Raw genomic sequence first — 3,413 nt, 5'->3', positions numbered from 1 at the left:
GCCCTAGAGTTGCTGGGTTGCCCGATAGGAGACGCTAATAGTAAAAACAACAAGATTTTGTGGGAACAAAATTTGATTGGTCGCCTAGTTTGGGAAGTTGTGCCAATTGAAAATCTCCAAATGCGACTAGAAGATAGTCTCAAAACTGGAGCTAAACATTATGTGCCAGAGCAAAGTTTGATGCTGGGACTTTACCAAGTGCTGAGTGAAAATCAGGACGGGCTAAACGCTCCGCTACCGTTAACAGGACTTAGGAATCAACACTCAATACTAGCACTGCGCGATCGCACTAACCCCGATATTTTTATTCCTTGGAATCAACCTCTGACTCCCCAATCTGAGTTTCTCACTTCTAATGATGTACAAACATTAGAACGCAATATCAATCTTACTGTTAATCCCCTGACTAACCCAGAAGGCGGTGTCCGCGGTGGTTTGGTGGTCTTAGAAGACATTACTCAGGAAAAACGGATGAAAACTACTATGTCCCGCTACCTGACACCCCATGTAGCTGAACAAGTTATGGCATTAGGGGAAGATGCTTTAATGGTAGGCGAACGGAAGGAAGTAACTATCTTGTTTTCTGATATCCGGGGCTATACAACACTTACAGAAAATCTCGGTGCAGCTGAGGTGGTATTGCTGCTCAATCAGTATTTTGAAACGATGGTGGAGGCGGTTTTTAACCACGAAGGCACTCTTGATAAATTTATTGGTGATGCCTTAATGGCGGTATTTGGTGCGCCGCTACCATTGACAGAAAATCATGCTTGGAGGGCTGTGCAGTCAGCGTTAGATATGAGACGCCGCTTAGAGGAATTTAACCAACGGCGAATTATCCAGGCGCAGCCGCAAATTCGTATTGGCATTGGGATTAGTTCTGGGGATGTGGTTTCGGGTAATATTGGTTCCCGCAAACGGATGGATTACACCGTAATTGGAGATGGTGTAAATTTAAGTTCGCGCTTGGAAGCGGTCACTAAAGATTACGGTTGTGATATTATTTTAAGTGAATTTACTTACAAATTGTGCAGCGATCGCATTTGGGTGCGCCAGTTAGATAAAATCCGAGTCAAAGGGAAACACCAGGCTGTGAATATCTACGAGTTAATTGGCGATCGCGCTACTTCCCTAGATGCCAATACTCAAGAGTTTTTATTTCATTATCATACTGGACGCGATGCTTATTTATCGCGCAACTTCTCACAAGCGATCGCCTGTTTTGAAGCCGCTAAATCCATCCAACCCCAAGACCAAGCTGTTGATATCCACCTAGAGCGTGCGCGTAATTACCAACGAACACCGCCTCCAGAGTCCTGGGATGGTATTTGGACAATGCTTACTAAGTAGTCATTGGTCATTGGTCATTTGTGATTTATCAGTTCCCAATGCCCCGTATCCCATTCCCCATTCAATCTTTAGCCTCTCCCTGGCCATCTTGAAACGGAGCTTCGCCAATTCCTAACTCTTTTTTTGAGCGTTTCAACTGTTTCCACAGTTCCTTTATTTGTTCGTAAGCTGCATCTGGAGGCACTTTTCCACCTGTTTCTAAGTTGCAAATGTAACTTACCCGTTGAGCAAATTCCTGTAAATTGGCATTAAAAACCAAGTTTTCTGGCTTTACCTGACCGTAGTAGCGACCACGAGGGAACAGAAAATCATCCTTGTTCACTATTTTTTTCTCCATTTATTCAATTCACCTTGTGTTTAGGTTTCTGAAGCTGAATCACTAGCTAACCCAATCTTCTTTTGTCAAACTGCGGGAAATCAAATGATCCAACTCCTTTTCCAATTGGTGATGCAGAAATTGGTTGATTTAGATTTTGATACTAGAGGATAAAGCTTAAAATACTTTGTGTTGTAAATATTACAAAAAAAGTTTGCGCTAAGTTCCTAGAGAAAATATTTGATTTTCCTCCCTGTTCTAAATTTATCTCATCTTAATTTATGAAGTTCAAATTGTAATTAGCTTCAGTCAAAACCTTGAGGTACAAATTATTATCATATATCAGTATGTATTAGTAACTTTATTTTCTCAAAAACAATTACAATCCTGATAGTAAAACTACTTAGGCAAACATACTAAATACGCAAGCTAATTGTCATCTATTAAAAGTTAGAGATTTAGTTCTAAAGCTTTGGTAACTGGCTATTAAACAGCGACCCAGAAGAGAAAATTGGTCTGGGTATTAGTTATTACTTATTTTACCCTGCCCCTGTTTTGTCTTAAATAGTCACCAATGGCTAATAGTTAATAACTAAAGATAAAATGGTGAAGCCTCAAAGGACGACTTTTGTCCATCGCCTAAAACATTACCTGCCACCATGTCTGTTAATTCCAAATTATACGAAGGCAAAGCAAAAATTCTTTATACAACGGACGATCCAGAAGTCTTGTTGGCTGATTTTAAGGACGATGCCACGGCGTTTAACGCCCAAAAGCGTGGCAACATTGAAGGGAAAGGAAAAATTAATTGTAGCATTTCCAGCCAGCTTTTTAAACAGTTGGAGGCTTATGGTATAAAGACTCACTTTATCGACAGCCCTGCTCCGAATCAAATGCGGGTGAGAGCAGTAAAGATTTTACCCTTAGAAGTAGTGATCAGAAATATTGCTGCTGGCAGTCTGTGTCAGCAAACAGGTTTACCAGTGGGTACAATTTTGAAACAGCCTTTGGTTGAGTTCTATTATAAAAACGATCAATTAGGAGATCCTTTGTTGACACGCGATCGCCTGTATCTGCTAGAACTAGCGACTGCGGAACAAGTAGACGCAATTACACATCTAGCATTGCAAATCAATGAATTTCTCAATAACTTTTGGCAGCGGTGTGGCATTACCCTAGTAGACTTCAAACTAGAGTTTGGTTTGGACTCACAACAGCAGTTGCTCTTGGCAGATGAAATTAGCCCCGACACCTGTCGTTTATGGGATACCGCAGAAAAGGACTCAAATCGCCGAGTAATGGACAAAGATCGCTTTCGCCGAGACTTAGGAAATGTAGAGGATGCCTACCAGGAGGTCTTACAAAGAGTGCTAAAAGCAGTAGAAACTATAAGTTAACCAGGTAAAAACCAAAAGGTCAGAAGGAATTATATTTAACTTTTGCCTTTTGCCTTTTGCCTTGTAAAGTAAAAAAGCAAAAGAAAAAAATTATGTTTTGAAATTTTACCTTTGGCATAAGGGCATTATTGCCTTGTGATGGTGTGTGTGTGGTCGTGAAGAGGAATATAAGTAAAATGCGTTTATCTCCCGTATTGCTGGCAGCAGTAGCAATTGCAGCCCCTTTGGGTGGCTCATTGAGTGCAAATGCAGAAACCGCCAACAGTTCCAAACAGACAACAGAAGTTTTGACACTAGAAACAAATCAGCAGCCAGAAAAGGACACTGGTCAGGTTAACTCTAGTAAAAGT

At 40.9% G+C, this 3,413-nt stretch carries 3 protein-coding genes; 2 read left to right on the top strand and 1 reads right to left on the bottom strand.

Annotated features, from left to right (window positions below; genetic code table 11):
- Positions 1 to 1,350: adenylate/guanylate cyclase domain-containing protein (locus IQ229_RS19140; protein ID WP_322744022.1), on the top strand; the 1,350-nt coding region annotated here is incomplete at its 5' end.
- Positions 1,351 to 1,411: 61 nt separating this feature from the next.
- On the opposite strand, the gene IQ229_RS19135 is transcribed toward IQ229_RS19140, so the two are convergent.
- Positions 1,412 to 1,687, bottom strand: a complete 276-nt coding sequence (locus IQ229_RS19135) for a DUF7219 family protein (protein WP_194046458.1) — start codon at positions 1,685 to 1,687, stop codon at positions 1,412 to 1,414.
- 638 nt (positions 1,688 to 2,325) lie between these two features.
- Between IQ229_RS19135 and purC the strand changes: the two genes are divergently transcribed.
- Positions 2,326 to 3,063, top strand: coding sequence for a phosphoribosylaminoimidazolesuccinocarboxamide synthase (gene purC / locus IQ229_RS19130; protein WP_194046456.1), 738 nt, complete (start codon positions 2,326 to 2,328; stop codon positions 3,061 to 3,063).
- Positions 3,064 to 3,413: the final 350 nt, after the last annotated feature.

This window comes from Nostoc cf. edaphicum LEGE 07299, assembly GCF_015207245.1.
GTDB lineage: Bacteria > Cyanobacteriota > Cyanobacteriia > Cyanobacteriales > Nostocaceae > Nostoc > Nostoc edaphicum_B.
This window is presented reverse-complemented; position numbering and strand designations above follow the sequence as displayed.